This is a genomic window from Paraburkholderia sp. NPDC080076, from assembly GCF_050281145.1.
In the GTDB taxonomy this organism is placed as follows: domain Bacteria; phylum Pseudomonadota; class Gammaproteobacteria; order Burkholderiales; family Burkholderiaceae; genus Paraburkholderia.
The window spans coordinates 136,600-153,727 of the sequence record NZ_JBNNWQ010000006.1 but is presented as its reverse complement, the minus strand read 5'-3'; the positions used below and the strand labels follow the sequence as shown (position 1 = coordinate 153,727).

Genomic DNA, 17,128 nt, shown 5'->3' with positions numbered 1-17,128 from the left:
GCACATAGCGGCATCAAATGGCGAGGAATCCCCCGTCGACCGCCAGTTCGGCTCCCGTCACGAAGGACGCCTTGTCCGAAAGAAGCCAGACGGCGGCGGCAGCAATCTCCTCCGGGACACCGATTCTTCCCAGTGGGTGACTGGCTCGAATCTTCTCGATCAAGTCGGCAAATTGCGGATCGGACACCAGCGCCTGAACCATTGGCGTGTCCACCGCACCTGGGAGGATGGCGTTGACTCGGATATGCTTGTCGCCATAGTCGACCGCTGCGCCTTTTGTCACCCCCAGCACACCGCCCTTGGAGCCACAGTAGTCTGCCGCACTGCGCATCGCTACGCGGCCCAGCGTGGACGAAGTATTGACGATGGACCCGCCACCCGTTTGCAGCATGGCGCGTATCTCATGCTTCATGCAAAAGAACACACCGTCGTAATTGACTGACTGAATTTGGCGCCATTGCGCGGCGGTCAGTTCGTGCAGCAGGACGTTCGTCTGCGAAAGACCGGCATTGTTGAATGCGCCATCGAGCCGGCCATACTTGTTCAATGCCGCAGCCACGAGTATTTCGACTTGTTCTTCATCGGCTACGTTCGTGGCCTGGAAGATTGCGTCACCGCCCGCCCGCCGGATCGCCGAGATCGTCTGCTCTCCCGCCGCAACATCAATATCGGCGACCACTACGCGCGCCCCCACCACGGAACACGCCAGCGCCGCCGCTCGCCCAATACCCGAGCCACCACCGGTGACGATGATGGTCTTGCCTTCGAGATCGCGATTCATTTCTTTGCTCGCCATAGATCAATGCTCGAACAGCGGGGAAATATCGGCGTAGATGCGGCATTCATCGATCAACTTGTCCTGCAACTTCCAGATCGTCACGGCCGGAATCGTCAGCGTCGATCCATCCTTGCGCGTGTAAGTTACGGATATCTGGGAAACGATGACATCCTCGAACGCCCATACATTGACGAGGTCGTGTTTGATGCCAGCAAGCAGCCTCAGGAAATTCTGTGAAGTCGCTGCGGCGTTTGCGCGACCGATGACCGGATCGCTATTCGCATGGACGAATGTGCAGTTCTCGGTCAGACAGTTCGCGAACCCCTGCTCGTCCATCGAATCGATCGTTTCATAAACTTTTGAAACAAACTCGTTTACTGCTGCGGGTGTCTGCATAAACAACATCGTGAGTCGTCTCCGTTTTGATGATTGGGTCCATCACAGTTGCCGATGTGATGCATCCCCTGCGCGGAGCGCACTGGGCGCGCCACACTTCTGGTGAAATCGCGTTGGTATGCCAAAAGCGGCAGCGGTCGCTTGAGCGCTCGCTTGACTCGTGTTAGCGACGCCGGCAATTTCGACGTCGTCAGACGAAGCGCGCAGCGCTGGTATGTGAGCCGCAATCGGCCAACTGCGTTACGCACTCAAACCGATGATGCCAACATTGAATCGTCCATCCATGGTCAGGCGCATCTGGCGTGACGCATCAGGCAGCACGTCAAATGTTCGCTTCGGCGAGCCGTACCGCCGAAGCGCTGGGCTTTATCACAGGCCGTACTCGTACGACGGGTCATCGCGATCGCGCCGCCCATAGTTCCAGTCGCCCAACGGCGCAGAGTCAGTGCTTACCGGGATCGTGCGCTCTGAATCGTACACAACGATGCGGTCAACAATTCTCCATTCGTCATCACGCTTTTCCAGGCGATCGACATATCGCACGTTCACAATCCAGTCCGCAGCGGGCTTGCCGTCTGCGGGTTTCGTGCGGTGAAAGGCCTGCGCGTAGTGCTCCGCGAAAGCGACATTGCCTTGCACCTTCACGTATTGGTTACCGGTGAAATGCATCGTGGTGTCGAAGAGAGGCAATACTTCCCCAGCCCATTTGATAAAACCTTCGACGCCACCTTCGTAAGCACCATGTCGGTCAATGGCGTCCGGGTGATAGCACGAACGCACGAGATCAAAGTCCATTCGGTCGATGCCTCGACAATAGCGCATATGAACTTCACGAATCTCCGCCTTGTCTTGAAGTTCCTGACTCTTGAAATCCAATTTGTGTCTCCCAGTTCAAGTAAGAAACTGAGGCACATCGCCCCAACTCAACCTCGGCGATCGCCTCGACGCCCTGCCTGATTTTCCCTACACCGCTACCGCCGCTATCGCACTGTGAAGAAAGATCTACGACAATTCGCTTTATATAGCATGATGCATCATGGTATTATTAGAGTCAAGCGCTTGCGGGTCGCGCCTAGTGGCTCCGTTTCACGTAGATCTCAGCACGCCGGCGCCGCTAGGGAAATTCTCCAGCTGTCCTTGACGATATGAACTCGCCGGTGGGCGGGCACTGCATCGGTGCGGGAATAACACTCGAGCCCGCGTTGACGTTCGGATATCTGGCTGCCATGTCAATCGCTGGAAACAGGCAGGCGGAGGTAGACAGCAATGTAAATATCCCTACCGCCTCCACCTCTGAGTTGCGCATTGCCTGATAGCCAATTGCTTGCTGCGTGACTGAAGACAGCAGTGTCAACTGTATCGACGAAATGAGGTGACCGCCATGAAGCGACTTGTTTGCGTGATAGGCCTGCTTGCTGCTGCAGGCTTGACAACTCTGGTACTGGGATGGAGTGAGCCGGAACCGTCAGACGAGCCGTCCGGCAAGATTGCGTGTGCCTACTATGGCGAGACTTGCGTGTCTCCAGAGGCTATTTCTAAAGCCTACTTCCGCCTGTTTCCATGAGACCTTCGCTCAGTCCAGGTGCGCGCTCGTGGTCCGGATAACAGGCTCACTGTTTCGGCATCGATTTGGTGTGCGCCAACTAGCGAAACGGCGGTGTCGCCGCCCGCTCGGAGCGCGTTGACAGCCGAAATTTCCTTGGGCGTCACCGTAGTCCTCGACACGAACTGTCGAGCGGCCGATACGCGCGTCTGTCGAGAGCGTGCAAAAATTGGAGAGACTCCCAAGGAAGACCGCATGTGCTTCCGGCAGCGGTATCGGTTTCGACTGGAGTACGCTGCCGGTTGTCCGGCTCCGTACATATCCATGCTGTCGAAAACCTAAAAACCGCCCTGGGGTTTGACACAGTAAGACTAGAACTTATGCCGGATCCCGATACGAGCGACCGCCTGATGCCGATTCGAAGAAGGCGGCAAATCAGCGATGTTCGCGACCGCCGCGTGCCCGGTCGAGTCGTTTCCGCTAACCGTCTGCCACTCGCCTGAAAGATAGACATCGGTGCGCTTGGACAGCGTGTGATTCACACCGGCGGAGAACTGATTGTATTTCGCGCCCCCAATCGTTTGAGTCACGGCATTCCCTTTCAGGAAGTTATAAGCCGCTCCAACCGACCAATCCGGGGCAATCAGGTACTGCAGGCTGACTTCCGCATCGTTGAAATGCGCACTGCTTCCACTAAGCGCGGCAATGTTCGAATAGCGAATGTTCGAATAGGTCGCGCCCATGACGACGCGTCCAAACTTATAAGAACCGCCGGCCGCTACTACCTGGTACGTTCCTGCCGATGCATAGCCGCTGTAGATCGGGCTCGCGGTCAGCCCGTTCGACGTCGCGGTATCGCTTGGGTTGCTCCCGAACAACGACGCCGCCGGATTGTTGACGTGTGAATATGCCACGGACATGCCAAGCGGGCCCCTCACGAAATGGGCTCCGAAGGAGTATGCCTGGTTGGTTGCAAGCGAGCCTGGCACACCACCGAAGCTATAGAGGCCTTCGAAACTCAACCCGCCGAAGTTGGGGCTCTGGTACTTGACTGAATTGTTCTGGCGACGCGTGAAATTGAAATTGTCGAGGTCACCGGGATGTGCCGCATGATCCGAGCCAAGATTTGAATCACCGAATTCGTATATTCCGACGTAGTCGACGATGGGATCATATTGCCGCCCGAGCGTCACGGTGCCATACCGATCACTCGACAATCCTACAAAGGCCTGACGGCCAAATTCGGCGCCGCCTTGCGCGAGATTTCCGGTGTTGAGTTCAAAGCCGTTCTCGAGCGTAAAGATCGCCTTGAGGCCACCGCCGAGATCTTCGGAACCTTTGAGTCCCCAGCGGGATCCGTTCAGCCCGTTGTTGGCATCGAGTCGGAACAGTCTGCCGCCGCTTTTGCTGCCGGCAACAGGCGCGTTACTGATTGCTTCGAAACCCTCATCAATGATGCCGTATAAGGTAATGCTGCTTTGCGCGTACGCGGCAGGGACAGACACAACAAAAGCACATGTCACTATGACTTTTTTCATTAGCAAACTCGCAGGATGCCGGCGTCGCCCGCAGCGCGTGGAAAGCGCAAGCAGGTCCGACGACGCCGAAGCGGAAGAAAGAAGGCAAATCAAAGCCAATGGACGAAACGAACGCCGCCTCGATTTATTCCTCTGACTTTCAGAAAAGAGTCCGCAAGAGTTCTTTCAGCTCCGAATAACGTGGGCGACTGCGGCTGAACAAGCGTGAGCCGAGATCAGTTATCGGGAGGATATCGACGAGCGATCTGGCGTGTTTCACTGCGCATCACTTCGTCGCGCGTACACGTGTTGCCCATCACGTTCACGCGGCGCACATACACGCGCCCGCTAGTGTCGATCTGCATCGTGAGGTCAAGCGTGTAATGCGTCTGGTCGATCTATGGCTGTGCGGTATCAGTGCGATTGCGTAGCCATATGCGCCCTCCTTGTGGAATGTCGCTTAGGCGGCGGCTTGCAGCTTTTCCGCGGAAAAGCGCTCAGTGTTGCCGTTGCCGTCGCGCGCAACTGCGAAATGTGACCTTCCCCCGACGCCTCTTCCTGGCAGACAGCCGACGCAAATTGCATCAAGCAAATGACTTGGCGCCTTACATTTCTCAACGTACTTCCTAGCGTTTCACTTACTCCGAACACACACATCCAGAAACCGTTGGCACGATCCGGCATATCGACGAAGCAGACGTACTCAGTGCCAAAGTCAGCCCGCCACATCTCGCCTCATTTCTAAAGCAGTTGCCACATTTCGGTCATGTTCAAGGCCCATTCTCCCGGATGCCTTACGCGGTTGCGAGTCAACAGTTGTCTCCTGTAGCGCGTGCCGTGAAGCCACGAGTTCCTTATCTTCTGGCTGCACTGGACGCCGTTTCCCTCAATCAACGGCAAATAAACAACGAACATGACATCAAACAGTCGACGTGATTTCCTGAGAGCCGCTGCGCAAGCGGCCGGCGCGGCCACCGCACTGGGTGCAGTGCCTCTAGGTATCCGCAGTGCGCTGGCGATACCCGCGCACAATGCGACCGGCACTATCGAAGACGTACAGCACATCGTTGTCTTCATGCAGGAAAATCGTTCTTTCGATAACTACTTCGGATCCCTACGCGGCGTGCGCGGTTTCGGCGATACGCGCCCCATTCCGCTTACAACCGGTAAGTCCGTATTCTTCCAGCCCGCCAACAACGCCGACGGCTATGTCTTGCCTTTCCGCCCCGATCTTCCAAACCTCGGTCTGCAATTCGTGCAGGATCTGGATCACAGCTGGCCCGGCACTCATGCGGCATGGAACAACGGCCGCTATGACCAGTGGGTGCCGGTCAAAGGCACGACGACGATGTTCCATCTAACGCGCGAGGACATCCCGTTTCACTACCAGCTGGCCGACTCATTTACGATTTGCGATGCCTATCATTGCGCGGCCATGACGCCGACCGACCCGAACCGTTACTACATGTGGACCGGCTGGGTAGGCAACGACGGAACCGGAGGCGGCCCGGTGATCGATAACGCCGAAGCCGGTTATTCATGGAGTACATTCCCGGAAAAGCTGGAGGCCGCCGGCATATCGTGGAAGGTCTACCAGGACATGGGCTCCGGTTTGAATCCGTCGACCGGCTGGGGCGACGACCAGAATCCCTTCATCGGCAACTTCGGAGATACGTCGCTTCTGTTCTTCAAGCAGTATCAGAACGCGCAACCCGGCAGTCCGTTGTTCGAAAAGGCACGCACGGGCACACAGGTCGAGGTGAGCGGGACCTACTTCGACATACTCAGAAAGGACGTGCAAAACAATACGCTGCCTCAGGTTTCGTACATCGTGGCCCCGGAAGCATTTTCGGAACATGGCAACTGGCCGCCGAACTACGGCGCATGGTATGTCGACCAGGTTCTTCAGGCACTCACGTCCAACCCGGAAGTATGGAGCAAGACGGTGCTGCTTTTGACCTACGACGAGAACGACGGCCTCTTCGATCACATGCCGCCGCCGTATGCATCATCCACACCCGAGACTGGCCTTTCCACAGTCTCCACGGCGAACGAGTTTTTCGCGGGTTCGGGCAAAAATCAACCCGGTCCCTATGGACTTGGGCCGCGCGTACCGATGATCGCCATCTCGCCATGGTCGAAGGGTGGTTACGTGTGCTCCGAAGTCTTCGACCACACATCGATCATCCGGTTTATCCAGAAACGTTTCGGGCACGGCAACAGCCTGGAGGAGCCGAACATTACGGCATGGCGCCGCACGGTGTGCGGAGACCTGACATCGGTTTTCAATTTCAGGAATCCAAACGACAGCTTCCCGCAACTGCCAGTCACCACCTTTCCGGCGGACAAGAACCGTCACCCAGACGTCATACCAGTCGTGCCGAGCACCCAGTCACTGCCGAAACAGGAATTCGGTGTACGGCCGGCACGCGCACTGCCGTACGAATTTTTCGTTCGCGGCGGCGTGAACGGACAAGGCAACGCGTTCCGTTTGCACATGACGAACACGGGGCGCGCGGGTGTGAACTTCCTGGTCTATTCGGGCAATGCGACGGATCTGCCGCGTAGCTATACGGTTGAAGCAGGCAAGGACCTTTCGGACGATTTGATGCTCGCTCCGGGTGGGAGCTACGACTTTTCCCTGTTCGGACCCAACGGCTATCTGCGCCGCTTTGTAGGCAAGGCAGGCTCTACGCGCAATCAAGGAACAGCGGTTCAGATTGCCGATGGCTACGATGTCGCAAACGGCAATCTGCAACTGCGTCTGACAAACCTGGGTAAAGAGCGATCCGTCTTCAAGGTCGACAGCGCCTACAACTCGCCGATAAGCGGCGAGCGCAGCGTGCGCGGCGGTGATGTCAGCGTTCTGATGATTGATCTGCGAAATTCATTCGGGTGGTACGACCTGACAGTGACAGTCGACTCCGACAAAAACGCCCTGTGGCGCATTGCCGGTCACGTAGAGACCGGGCGCGACAGCGCATCAGATCCAGCGCTTGGAGGCTGAGGTTGAGTCGCTAACGCCAGCCGACCGGTCGTCAACTTCTTGAGGGTAGTTGACGATCGGGACTCCATCCAACGGGTCATGAGACCGCCACGGTCAGTAATGAATGGGCCGGTACGGCCGCTGGTTATTTCATCCTTCACCCCGCGGGCATAGGTCCCGCCGATCATGGAAAAACCATTTCTACCATGCAGATGTTCACCAGGGTAATCAGGTCGATATTCCGCTGCAGGCACCCTGCATGGGCACGCGCAAATTGTCGCCTGGCAGGCGACAGCGACGAGACGAGTCTCTCGCGCGGCTTATCGGGCAATCGCATTCTCCCGGCAATGTTCCTGCTCGCGACGCTCAGCGCGTGCGGAGACAACAGCAATGTGCCGGACGCCAGTTCCACATCAGCGTCGGCAACCGCGCCTCAGATTTCAGTTTCGGCACAACCGTCTGCCGCTACCCAGGATACGTCAACCGGCCTGCCCCCACCACCATGGACAGCCTCTGCGCCGCAGTCCTCTTCAGACGCGTTGCTGCCGCCCGTGATTCATACAGTGGACTAGCGGAAGGCAGCAGATTCCAGCAGCGGAACTGCTCGGCCGTGCGGACATTCCATTTATGCTCGCCCACAACCGAACGGCTGCAGCCCGCTCGCCGAAGCCGGGCCGTCCATTCGCGTAGCCCGTCGTGGCACCGCGAAGCGTGAACGCCGATCGAAACGATGGAACAGGTCACCAGACGGTCATAGCGCCATACCACCGTCGATGGTGAGGCTCGAGCCGGTCATGTAGCCTGACTCCTTACGGGCGAGGTAGGCAACCAGACCGGCGATCTCATCCGGATCGCCTGCGCGCCTAAGCGGAATGAGCGGCTTGATCGCGTCGATATGATCGGCCGTCATGTCCGTTACAATTGGCCCGGGTTGAATGTTGTTGACTGTAATGCCCCGGCCAGCCAGGTCAATGGCAATACCTTTTACCATGACGGCAACTGCAGCCTTCGTCATTGAGTAGACGCTCGAACCCGGATGTCCGCTTCGCACCGCGGTGTTGCTGCCGATCGTAATGATCCGGCCACCTTCAGTGAGACGCGCAGCCGCGGCCTGAATGGCGAGAAAGACACCACGCACGTTGATGTCCAGCATGCGGTCAAGGTCTTCCACGCTCACCGTCGCGACGTCACCAAGCATCAAGATGCCAGCGTTGACAACCGCAATATCCAGTTTTCCGAAATGATCCACGGTCTGCGCGACGGCTGCCTTGATAGCAGCCGGATCCGCGTTGTCAGCCTTGATTGCAAGGCCAGACCGCCCGGTGGCCTCGATTGCCCCAACCGTTTCGGCGGCTCGCTCCGGCGCCGAAACGTAGGTCACCGATACGTCGGCGCCCTCTTTTGCCAGACGTCTCGCCGCGGCCGCGCCAATGCCTCGCGAGCCGCCGAAGACAATGGCAATCTTTCCTGTAAGTCCGCAATTCTCGTTCACTAGCATCTCCATTGTTGACAGACCAGTCCATAACTGGGCGCGCGGCGACCACGTCAAGCTCTGCCTGCCTAGCGCGGTCTAAAGCGGCTGATTGCAAATCTGGCCTGTGCGCGCAGACTCCTAAAGTCCCCACCTGCACGGGCCCCGAGCTGAATGCCTTGCATCGTCATCTGCAAAAAGGCGGCTGCTTCGCGGGCGTCGATGGCGAGGTCGATTTCTCCGCATGCCTGTCCCTCACGGATGCGTTCGACCAGGCGCCTGAAAAGCCTTGGGCCCACTTTGCTTCGTAGCATCACAAGATCCGGATCCGCAGTACCGAATTCACTGACAGCGCCGACACCCATGCACCCGAGTGCACGGACGCTGTCATCTTCGGCTATGAGGCCGAGCAAAAGCGCCTCGATTCCACGTAACGGCGAGGCACTGCTATTCAGACGCTCCAGGTGACCCGCATTGCTTTCCCGTTGATATCGCTCCAGCGCTTCAAGGTAGAGCTTCCGTTTGTCGCCGAACGCGTTGTAGAGGCTTTGCCGCCCGATGTTCATGGCAGCGAGCAGGTCTTCCGTTGAAGTCGACGCATAGCCTTTCGCCCAGAACACGCGTGTAGCGCGGTCCAGTGCCTCGTTTCGATCGAACTCTCTAGGTCTAGCCATGGCTTGAGGATATTCATTATGGACTGATATGTCAATAACGTTCGATGCTACGGCTGTTGCAGACGTCAGAGATCGCATCCCAGACCTTATTCAGTGCGTGGTCTTCGCCACGACGGGAGAGTTGCTAGTCGTCTAATAGTGCCGCTGCCGCCGCATCATTGCGGTGACTGTCGCGCGATTGCGAAGACGTGGCTGCAAGATTCAAGCGGACGCAAAAAGCGAGCGCTGAGGTGACAAGCAAGAGAACATTGTCGCCTCGTCAGAGCAGTCGGTAACGTTGTTCTCTAGAATGAGGCATCCGTTCCGATGTTCCACTCAAATTCGAGGATTCGATTCATGAGATTTTCGACTGTATTACGCCGCGCCTGCTTTTCCTTTCTTGTTGTATTGCTCCCCTCTGTCGCTTCAGCACAAGACTATCCCACTCCGCGTGAAGGCGACTGGATCGCGCCGAGCTTCACATTCCATACGGGCGAAACCCTGAACAATGTTCGCCTTCACTATGTGACCGTCGGCGACCCCACGAAGCCGGCGATTCTCGTGCTTCACGGTACGAACCAAACCGGCGCGAGCATGTTGACACCGCACTTTGCCGGCAAGTTGTTCGGACCGGGGCAACCGCTCGATGCGACGAAGTATTTCGTCATCCTGCCCGACGGACTCGGCATCGGTAAGTCCACCAAGCCTTCCGATGTTCTGCGCGCTAGCTTTCCGCAATACGACTATGACGATATGGTGTCCGCACAATATCGGATGGTGACCGAAGGACTCGGGATTCACCATCTTCGCCTTGCCCTCGGCTATTCCATGGGCGGCATGCAGGTCTGGCTTTGGGGCGAAAAATATCCGGACATGATGGATGCGCTCGTACCGATGGCGTCCCAGCCTACCGAGATGTCCGCACGCAACTGGATGATGCGCCGCATGTTCGTCGAGTCGATCGAACAGGATCCGGCGTGGAACCATGGCAACTATACGGTGCAGCCTCCATCGTTGCGCCTCGCCGGCGCGATGTTCGCAATCGCCACCAGCGGCGGCACGCTCGCTTACCAGGCGCTGGCTCCGACACACGCGAAAGCCGACAAGATCGTCGACGATATGCTGGCGGCGCCGCAGAAGAGCGATGCCAACGATGTCCTCTATCAATGGGCGTCGTCGGCCGACTATAACGCCGCGCCGGGACTGAGTCGCATCCAGGCGCCTTTGCTGGCGATTAACTCCGCGGATGACGAACGCAACCCGCCCGAGACCGGCACGATGCAGATGTCGCTCAAACAATTGAAGAACGCCCGCTTGCTGCTGATTCCTGCCAGCGCCGAAACCCGCGGACACGCCACATTAGCCGACGCGACGTTCTACGCCCAGCAGCTTGGTGTTTTCATGAAGGAGACTGCCACGCACTGAGACGACCGTGCATGCTCGCCCTGATTTGGCAGGTCATGGCGCCGACCATTCAGGGCTTTCTCGCTGACGCGAGCACACACGGCATCGGGACTCGTACCTCACCATTGTCCGTGCGATGCCGCATCGTCGGACACAGCTTTCTGGATCGAAGCCAGCGCCTCCGGTGACTGCGCCTTCAAGATCGCCGCGATGCGCACACCTCCGCGCATCAGGACGTCGAAGGGCGTTTCGGGCGCGCGGATACGCAACGTTTGACTGACTTCCTCAATGCGAGGCTCAACGAAGCCCGCATCGAGCAGCGCACGCTCCGACTCGTGCGAGTCGCTGAAGCGGAAGAAGGGAGGCCCAGAGGGCAGCGGGACGTCTATGCGACCGTGCTTCTCAATGGCCTTGAGCACCATCCCGAATCCAACGGTCTAGTCCGGCGGCGCCCAAACGGTAAACGCGATTCTGCCGCCCGGAACTGCGGGTCCTGGACGAAGCCGAGGGGCTGCCACGCCTGTCCAGTCTATGTTTCAATCTCTATCTGCGTGACTGGAGAGTGAGCCCGCCCGCACAGCGGCTGTTCGAGGCTGTGGCCGGAGGCGGTGTCCTGCAATCAATCGGGATCGCGATACAAGTGAAGAAGCTTTTTTGGGTGCGGCCAATCTCCAGATTACCGTCTTAACATAGTTCGATTTCGGCAAAGGTCACTGCCGAGGATTGGCGATCCGACGGTGGCCGACTTTTACGCCGACAAAGATCATTCCAGGCATGTGATTCGCAAGAGCGGTCATTGGTATGGTGTTTCCAGGGAGGGAGCCAGCGGAGCGCTCATGTGTGCAGGCGGGTCGCCCCGCTCATTGCTCGCGGGTCGGCGCGTTCGCGTCTAAGAGCGGTGCCGTTGCCAGGCCAAATACTTGCTTCCTCGTTGCTCGGGCGAGCAAGCAGGCCCGTCTTGCCTACTGCAGGTGATTTTCAGAGACGTTTGTCGATGTAAAACCTGCAACGCGCGCATCAATTCCGGACAATTCCCTCGCAGGAGCTAGTCATGATTTCCTTCCTCCGTCCGGCGTCATGTCGTCTTCTGGGTATGTGTCTTCTGTTCCTGGCCGCCTGTGGTGGAAATGGCTCTGGGGATGGAGCCTCAGGCCCCGCAGGAAGCTCTGGTAGCTCGGGAGGGAGCGTGACTGCTGGCGCGTTGTCGCTCTCGGTAACTGGCCTCCCGACTGATACGGCCGCAAACGTGTCTGTGGCCGGCCCTGGCGGGTTCAGCCGGGTAGTGAGCCGATCCGACACGCTGGCAAACCTCGCGTCCGGAACCTATACCGTCACGGCTGACCGTGTACTGAACGGCACCTCGTTATACAGCCCGACCAACCTAAGTCAGTCTGTCACGGTGACTGCGGGCGCTTCGTCGGCAGTCACCGTTGCCTACGGGCCTGCTGAAACGTTTCGCCTCACAGCGACCGCGGTAGCGAGTGGACTTACCGCTCCGATTTACCTTACCGCGCCTGCCAATGACCCCCGGCTCTTCGTTGTCGAGCGAGCGGGGCGGATACGGATCGTCCGCGACGGGACGCTGCTCTCGGCGCCATATCTTGATATCTCGGCGCTGATTTCGACCGATGGCGAGCGTGGCTTGCTGTCGATGGCGTTCGACCCGGCATACGCGTCGAACGGGCGGTTTTACGTCTATTACACCGCAGCAGATGGAGCGATCACAGTATCTCGATTCCAAGTCTCTTCCGCCAACCCTGACGTAGCCAATCCGAGCGGCACGGTGCTTCTGACAGTTCCGCACCCAGGTGCATCGAATCACAACGGCGGCCAGCTAGCTTTTGGACCAGACGGGATGCTGTACCTGGCGCCCGGCGACGGTGGCGGCTCGAATGATCCCGCCGGCAATGCGCAGAACAAAGCATCTTTGCTCGGAAAGATGCTGAGGATTGACGTGAGGGGCAACGGCTACGCGATACCTTCTGACAACCCGCCCGCTACAGGCGCAGGCGACCGGCCGGAGATCTGGGCGGTCGGTCTGCGAAATCCGTGGCGATTCTCCTTCGATAAGACGGGGCAGATTTACATCGCGGATGTCGGCGAGTCCGCGCGCGAGGAGGTCAATGTCGTCCCGGCGACAAGCGGCGGGCTGAATTATGGCTGGGACAGAATGGAAGGTACGTTGTGCGTCGGCGCGGCCACCTGCGATACCACGGGGCTGACGCCCCCGGTCTTCGAATACACCCACGCAAGCGGAGGCTGTGCGATCCTCGGAGGCTATGTATATCGAGGCGCCGCCGTACCTGAAATCCAGGGCCGTTATTTCTACACCGATCTATGCACCGGCCGACTGCAGAGTTTCGTCTTTCGTGATGGTGTCGTGACGGAATCGGTCGATTGGTCATTGCCAATACCGGGGACTGTGTACTCGTTCGGCGCAGATGCCGCGCAGGAGATTTATGTGCTGACCGCAGGGGAAGTGTTGCGAATCCAGCGGGCGCAATAGCGATATCGCCCGCCGCCAATGTTCGTAACGTTACCGCGTCGCGAAAGTAGGACCACGTGAGTGAGAATGGGCGCTGGCGTTAGTCCGTTATCGGATATCCACGAGCGGCCGGTAAACGGCGTACAGCAACGCCCGCGTTATCGCCGCGCAGGACTGTTTCTGGCCAACTGCTGTCCGGTGCGGTCCGCAGAACCCGCCCCGAAATGGCCTTTCGGAATTCCCGGTAGCGGCCCCACTCTTGAGGCTATGTCGGACGATTCAAAGCCGTCTGGCGGATCAAGTCGCCGATTGGACGCGCCCTTATTTTCCTGGACCAAAGAGCGGCCGACAATTGGTCTCGGGTTTCATTCGACTGGTTGCTCCCTCGTCTTGCTGTCAGTATCGTCAATCGGAAGTTCCTTCCCGCAATTGCGTCGGAGCACTATGCTTTTCATCAAGTGAGGTGCGAGGCCAGGGCTCGCGAACGGCCACCAGATAGGTGTGCAAATCCCGATTGATCCCACGCGCCCGATGTCGTTCTTGTCGACTATTCGGCGCGAGGCTTCTGGGTACGGCATCGCGTCGTCGCGCGTGCGCGATGGATAAACTCTTCAAGGAGGCAGCGTCATGGACGAGTTTGCGATTCAGGGATTTCGCGGAAGGCTGATCGGTCCGTCAGACCAGGACTACGACGAGGCGCGAGCACTGTACAACGGCATGATCGATAAGCGGCCCAAAGTGATCGCTCGCTGCACCGATGCCGCCGATGTCATAGCGGCGGTCAACTACGCGCGCGATAACAAGCTGCCTCTGGCAATCCGCGGAGGCGGACACAACGGCCCCGGTTTGGGCAGTTGCGACGGTGGGCTGGTCATCGATCTGTCGCAGATGCGCAGCGTGCGCGTCGACCCAGCGAGCCGCACCGTGCGTGTCGATCCAGGCTGCACCGCAGCGGATCTCGATCACGCGACCCACGCCTTTGGCCTCGCCGTACCACTCGGCATCGTCGGCAGCACGGGCGTCGCAGGTCTGACCTTGGGCGGCGGAACCGGCTATCTCACGCGCGAGCACGGCCTCACGATCGACAATTTGCTCGAGGTGGATGTAGTGCTGGCCGACGGCTCTTTCGTCACCGCTAACAAGGACAAGCACGTTGACTTGTTCTGGGCGTTGCGCGGTGGCGGCGGCAACTTCGGCGTGGTCACCAGCTTTCTATTTCAGGCCCACCAAGCCAAAATGGTGTTCGCCGGTCCGATCTTCTGGGACGCCAAGGACGCCAGGCAAGTTATGGCGATGTACCGCGACTTCATCCCAAACGCTCCCGAGGAGCTTGGCCTATTCGTCGGCCTCAAAACCGTGCCACCAGTCGATCCCTTCCCTAAGGAGCACTGGAACAAACGCGCCTGCGCTCTGATCGGCGCTTTCAACGGACCGATCGCAGAGGGTCAGAAGCTCATGGCCTCGCTGCTCGAGAAACTGCCCGCCCCGCTGTTCAACTGGATGGGCGAGATGCCGTGGACTGCTATCAACAGCCTGTTCGACCCGTTCTTCCCTAAAGGCTTGCAGTGGTACTGGAAGGGCGACTTTGTCAAGGCGCTGCCTGACGAGGCGATCGACGTGCACATCGCCAACGCGCTCAAGGCACCCACCCCCTTCTGCCTGATGCACCTTTACCCCATAGACGGCGCCGTTCGGCGCGTCGCCAAGGATGCCACGCCGTGGAGCGCGCGGGACGCGTCTTTTTCGATGGTAATTGCCGCGATCAGCCCCGATCCCAAGGACGCCGAGGCGCTTAAGGCCTGGGGCCGTGCCTACTGGGGCGCCGTCCACCCGTTCAATCTGGAAGGCGCCTACGTCAACTTCCTGGACGCCGACGAGGCCGAGAACCGCGTCGAACTAAGCTACGGCGACAACTACAAGCGCCTTGCCTCGATCAAGGCGAAGTACGATCCCAACAACCTGTTCCGAGTCAATCAGAACATTAAGCCGAAGGCGTGAGTCTGCGCGTGCGGCCTCGCCGCGTGGCGGTGTTCAGCGCGACGCTCGCTAGAATACGGACGAACGGGTACGTGAATCAGATCGGAGCTAACCGAACTCCGCCTGGTTCACGTTCCCCGCGCACGAGGTCCCTGGACCCAGTGTGTGCAAGCTACGCGAAACGGTTAGCGAAAGTCCGCTTCGGAGCCGTTCTCTGCCTGACGCGCGTGCATAAAGTCGCCACCACGGGATTTCCTTTGTTCTCAGTCCCGATGCAACGACGCGTCGTTCATCGCTTCACATAAGTGCCGATTAGTGCCGCGTGCGCTAATACGTACCCCTGCATGGCACTTTTCAAGCGCCGCCTTGGTGGGCACTTTCAAATCGGGCAGTACAGCGTCGAGCGCATACAGGTTGTGGAAATGCAGGTATGCCGCGCGGGAATCTCGCCGTTCTGTTGAAAGGCTTGCGATGTTAGCGTCGACGTCATGGTGCGCTCCTTGGCGGCAACCATGGATGGCTGTCCCGGCGGGATCGTCAACAAAGGTCACCGGGAGCGCAGCCAGTGAAGGCAATACCCGCGCCCAAGCCGCTATTTCAAAGCGGGGCCATTCATCTTGCGACGTGGCATCAATGTTTGTGCCGGTGCATCCAACCCATATGGTGCGAGTCAAGCCACTGAGTCATTCCCTCTGCGGGGTGATCGCGCCTGTAACGTTGTGCCACCATGAATGCGGCGACCAACAAGACCGCCAAGCCGACAACGAAGTAGATCATAGACTGGGTCATGGCAGCCTCCTAATTGGGTAGCGACCATGCTTATATTGTAGGTCAGCCGCCACCGAAGTGGCGTGCGATCCACGAGCACGGCTTCACCGCTCGCATCAAACCGCGAGTTGCGCGGACGCGGCGCGTTGGCGTCCAAAGCCGATCCGCTCCAGCCGTTCATCCCACCTGAAGCGGACGCTTGCTGTCAACGACTGCCGGCGGGCGCAGGCCGTTGGCAGTCCGACTGAGCGGGGTTTAGGCCGCCGCCCGGCGGCAGTGCCAGGACGCTGGTCACTTTAAAAAGGAGGACTGTGTCTCGGCTTCACGCGCCGTGAAGGCGACATGATCCTCTCGAATGTCACTTACTTTTCAGTCCGTCTCGCCAGGCGATCGCTTCGAGTTCGACCCGGACTGCGTCCTCGACGGCCACTACGGGGTGCGCCCGAAATTCAAATGCGGGGAATGTCGAGCAGACTTTGTGAACCGCCAACGGATCGTCGCAGTCAACCAACATGTGCCCACCCCACTCTCCCACACGCACCACGAAAAACTCGATACTGAAGTTGTCTGGCGCCGTCCATTGACTAAACACATCAAGGATTCGCTTCTGGGCATTCTCGTACTCCACAGGCGAACCTTGTGTGCGTTCGAACCAGCTAATCATGTACTTCATTGCCATGCTCCTTTTAAACATTGATGTCGCCAGAACGCTTGCCGGTTGAACGGGCTAGCGAATTAGCAAGCTACAATTGGAGCAGCGGCGACGAATGCCCATTGCGTTTGGCCCTTCTTATGCACCGCTTCAAAGCGGCCAATGAGGGTCGTTTTACGTGTTCAGAATCGGACGCCAACGCACGACGAAGCCAACGACGGCGGCCCCAAAACCGTGCTTCAAAGACGATGGCGTTGGTCCAGTCGCCATCAAATCAGATTAGCTTATCGCCAAAGGAATTCGACGGAAATGTAACTGCGAGCTGGCTCGCGGAATGCATGGCTTCACACAAGCGTGCGCGGCGATGGCTGCCGCGAATCTGGGCGCACACATCTGCTTGGAACGGAGCCTGGCGAAACTTGACATACAAGCGGATGATTCACGCGCTGAATCGGGACGGATTCGATCTGACGGGTTGAGTAAGGGCAGCGCGCTTTT

13 protein-coding genes and 1 pseudogene are annotated in these 17,128 nt (G+C 58.5%); 4 read left to right on the top strand and 10 right to left on the bottom strand.

Features of this window, described 5'->3' with window-relative positions:
- Positions 1-13: 13 nt before the first annotated feature.
- From ACQKRQ_RS24550 to ACQKRQ_RS24530, 5 genes are all read right to left on the bottom strand, one after another.
- Complete coding sequence (locus tag ACQKRQ_RS24550) at positions 14-796, bottom strand: SDR family NAD(P)-dependent oxidoreductase (protein WP_427479980.1); 783 nt, start codon at positions 794-796, stop codon at positions 14-16.
- 3 nt (positions 797-799) lie between these two features.
- On the bottom strand, positions 800-1,183 hold the full coding sequence (locus ACQKRQ_RS24545; RefSeq protein WP_427479978.1) for a nuclear transport factor 2 family protein: 384 nt from the start codon (positions 1,181-1,183) through the stop codon (positions 800-802).
- Positions 1,184-1,543: 360 nt separating this feature from the next.
- Positions 1,544-2,050, bottom strand: coding sequence for a nuclear transport factor 2 family protein (locus ACQKRQ_RS24540; protein ID WP_408179520.1), 507 nt, complete (start codon positions 2,048-2,050; stop codon positions 1,544-1,546).
- Between the two features lie 1,038 nt (positions 2,051-3,088).
- Entirely contained in the window at positions 3,089-4,255 is a 1,167-nt protein-coding gene (locus tag ACQKRQ_RS24535) for a porin (RefSeq protein WP_427479976.1), read from the bottom strand.
- Between the two features lie 215 nt (positions 4,256-4,470).
- Positions 4,471-4,599 carry a hypothetical protein gene (locus ACQKRQ_RS24530; protein ID WP_427479975.1) on the bottom strand — a complete coding sequence of 43 codons (129 nt, stop codon included), beginning with the start codon at positions 4,597-4,599 and terminating at the stop codon, positions 4,471-4,473.
- Between the two features lie 548 nt (positions 4,600-5,147).
- Here ACQKRQ_RS24530 and ACQKRQ_RS24525 point away from each other — a divergent pair.
- A complete protein-coding gene (locus ACQKRQ_RS24525; protein WP_427479973.1) occupies positions 5,148-7,241 on the top strand; it encodes a phosphocholine-specific phospholipase C in 2,094 nt (697 codons plus the stop codon).
- Between the two features lie 730 nt (positions 7,242-7,971).
- On the opposite strand, the gene ACQKRQ_RS24520 is transcribed toward ACQKRQ_RS24525, so the two are convergent.
- Together ACQKRQ_RS24520 and ACQKRQ_RS24515 are read right to left on the bottom strand one after the other, a co-directional pair.
- Positions 7,972-8,718, bottom strand: a complete 747-nt coding sequence (locus ACQKRQ_RS24520; protein WP_427480290.1) for an SDR family NAD(P)-dependent oxidoreductase — start codon at positions 8,716-8,718, stop codon at positions 7,972-7,974.
- Between the two features lie 62 nt (positions 8,719-8,780).
- The gene (locus ACQKRQ_RS24515) at positions 8,781-9,365 is read right to left on the bottom strand and encodes a TetR/AcrR family transcriptional regulator (protein ID WP_427479971.1); all 585 of its coding nucleotides are present in this window, start codon (positions 9,363-9,365) and stop codon (positions 8,781-8,783) included.
- A 336-nt stretch (positions 9,366-9,701) separates the two neighbouring features.
- On the opposite strand from ACQKRQ_RS24515, the gene ACQKRQ_RS24510 reads away from it, so the two are divergent.
- A complete protein-coding gene (locus ACQKRQ_RS24510; protein ID WP_427479969.1) occupies positions 9,702-10,769 on the top strand; it encodes an alpha/beta fold hydrolase in 1,068 nt (355 codons plus the stop codon).
- A gap of 98 nt (positions 10,770-10,867) precedes the next feature.
- Here ACQKRQ_RS24510 and ACQKRQ_RS24505 read toward each other — a convergent pair whose 3' ends face one another.
- Positions 10,868-11,170, bottom strand: coding sequence for a hypothetical protein (locus ACQKRQ_RS24505; protein WP_427479967.1), 303 nt, complete (start codon positions 11,168-11,170; stop codon positions 10,868-10,870).
- A gap of 860 nt (positions 11,171-12,030) precedes the next feature.
- Between ACQKRQ_RS24505 and ACQKRQ_RS24500 the strand changes: the two genes are divergently transcribed.
- Both ACQKRQ_RS24500 and ACQKRQ_RS24495 read left to right on the top strand, forming a co-directional pair.
- Positions 12,031-13,254, top strand: coding sequence for a PQQ-dependent sugar dehydrogenase (locus ACQKRQ_RS24500; protein ID WP_427479965.1), 1,224 nt, complete (start codon positions 12,031-12,033; stop codon positions 13,252-13,254).
- Positions 13,255-13,860: 606 nt separating this feature from the next.
- Positions 13,861-15,231, top strand: coding sequence for an FAD-binding oxidoreductase (locus tag ACQKRQ_RS24495; protein WP_427479963.1), 1,371 nt, complete (start codon positions 13,861-13,863; stop codon positions 15,229-15,231).
- A 268-nt stretch (positions 15,232-15,499) separates the two neighbouring features.
- Here ACQKRQ_RS24495 and ACQKRQ_RS24490 read toward each other — a convergent pair.
- Both ACQKRQ_RS24490 and ACQKRQ_RS24485 read right to left on the bottom strand, forming a co-directional pair.
- Positions 15,500-15,635: pseudogene (locus tag ACQKRQ_RS24490) on the bottom strand (YbhB/YbcL family Raf kinase inhibitor-like protein); the annotation flags it as partial.
- 701 nt (positions 15,636-16,336) lie between these two features.
- Positions 16,337-16,651, bottom strand: a complete 315-nt coding sequence (locus tag ACQKRQ_RS24485) for a DUF3303 domain-containing protein (RefSeq protein ID WP_132379648.1) — start codon at positions 16,649-16,651, stop codon at positions 16,337-16,339.
- Between the last annotated feature and the right edge of the window lie 477 nt (positions 16,652-17,128).